Source organism: Oleiphilus sp. HI0061 (assembly GCF_001635675.1).
Genome location: NZ_LWFE01001139.1, coordinates 1 through 1,471, shown reverse-complemented (window position 1 = coordinate 1,471; position 1,471 = coordinate 1). Strand labels below are relative to the sequence as shown.

The following is a 1,471-nucleotide window of genomic DNA, read 5'->3' as shown; positions in this document are numbered from 1 at the left end:
GAATCTTAAAAAATATGGCAGACTTGCTATTGGCATCTGGCTCCAGTCGCCGGAGAGAACTATTAGAACAAATCGGTGTTCCTTATCATAGTGCATCAATGGATATCGATGAGTCAGTACTTGAAGGGGAATTGCCCGACGCTTATGTAAGGCGCTTGGCTAAAGAAAAAGCCTTAGCAGGTCTCAGCTTTAATCCTGAAAAGACAGTTTTAGCTGCAGATACGACCGTTACGATAGACGGCACGATTCTAGGCAAGCCAGATAATGAACGCGTAGCATTTGAAATGCTAAAGCGTTTATCAGGAACAAATCATCTAGTGCTAACGGGTATCGCTGTGGCGAAGTTATCTGAGGGGAAAGCGGTAATTGAAGCTGATGTTGTGACAACAGAAGTGTCGTTTATGAAGCTGAGTGATCAGCAAATTAGGCAATATATCGCAACGGGTGAACCAATGGATAAGGCAGGTGCATATGGCATACAAGGCAAAGCGGCATTGTTTGTTGAAGGGATTGTCGGAAGCTATAGCAATGTAGTGGGCTTGCCTCTGGCCGAAACAGGGAAGATCTTACAGGCCTTCGATGTGCCTATTTGGCAGGAATAAGGTAAAGGCCAGTAGCGCTGGTTTAGAAGAGTACGGGGCTTAAGTAGTTTGCAATTGATGCCAGCAATATACCTAATCCCGCGCCACACAATACATCTGTCGGATAGTGAAGGCCGAGTACCATTCTCGAGAGGGCAATTAGAATAGAGAAGGGTACCAATAATACAGCGAACTCTGGCAGGTGCCATAGCACAACAGTCGAGAAGCAGGCCGCGTGCATTGTGTGTCCAGAAGGAAAGCTGTATTGATCTAAAGGTGCGCAGCCTTTATAGACATCTTTTGAGCGGATAAATGGTCGTTCTCTTACTAGTTTCTTTTTAAGTTGCTTATAGATCAGTAGGCAAGCACCGCCCGCCGTTATCATCAACCCTGATAAAAGTAGACCTTCTTCACCATATAAGATTGGCAGGACAAGCGCGAGACTATACCAGAAAACACCATCCCCTAAGCGGCTGATTATTGCAAAGAAGGTGTTAACCGTTTTAGTGCGACAAAAATGATTAAGGTACAGGCAAGCTGCAATATCCCAGCTATTGAGCTTATTAAATGCTGTTGATGTTTTGAGAGGATTCATGTGTCTCATCTCCTAGCCTTAAGGGTGGCTTTTCGAGTAACTTTTTGACGAACTGATTGACGATATTGTTCCAGGTAATTGTTTGTGCCAATTGATAGGCATTTTCACGAATTTTTTCCAGCTCGGAAGAGCTTTCGATTGCTTCCAGAGTCAATTGAATGAAGGCTTCGTCATTGTCTAAATTTGCGATATATGCCGAATTGCCATGGCTTAAGTGTTCCTTCGCAGCGGCGTCATTAAATGCAACGATACCCAGCCTGCTTGCCATTGCTTCAGTCACAACATTACCAAAGGT

The 1,471-nt window shown here is 44.4% G+C and carries 3 protein-coding genes; 1 reads left to right on the top strand and 2 read right to left on the bottom strand.

The annotated features are described in order from the left end of the window. The first annotated feature begins 2 nt into the window (after window positions 1–2). Window positions 3–602 carry a nucleoside triphosphate pyrophosphatase gene (locus A3735_RS16985; protein ID WP_369820535.1) on the top strand — a complete coding sequence of 200 codons (600 nt, stop codon included), beginning with the start codon at window positions 3–5 and terminating at the stop codon, window positions 600–602. A 22-nt stretch (window positions 603–624) separates the two neighbouring features. On the opposite strand, the gene A3735_RS16980 is transcribed toward A3735_RS16985, so the two are convergent. Beyond that, a complete protein-coding gene (locus tag A3735_RS16980; protein WP_068509473.1) occupies window positions 625–1,176 on the bottom strand; it encodes a phosphatase PAP2 family protein in 552 nt (183 codons plus the stop codon). Continuing rightward, window positions 1,145–1,471 (bottom strand): glycosyltransferase (locus A3735_RS16975; RefSeq protein ID WP_156499730.1); only part of this gene is annotated, 327 nt, incomplete at its 5' end. The genes A3735_RS16975 and A3735_RS16980, both read right to left, overlap by 32 nt.

What these genes read in the sequence shown, in the direction of transcription:
- A3735_RS16980 (WP_068509473.1), bottom strand. Translation starts at nt 1,176, where the DNA reads ATGAATCCTCTCAAAACATCAACAGCATTTAATAAGCTCAATAGCTGG.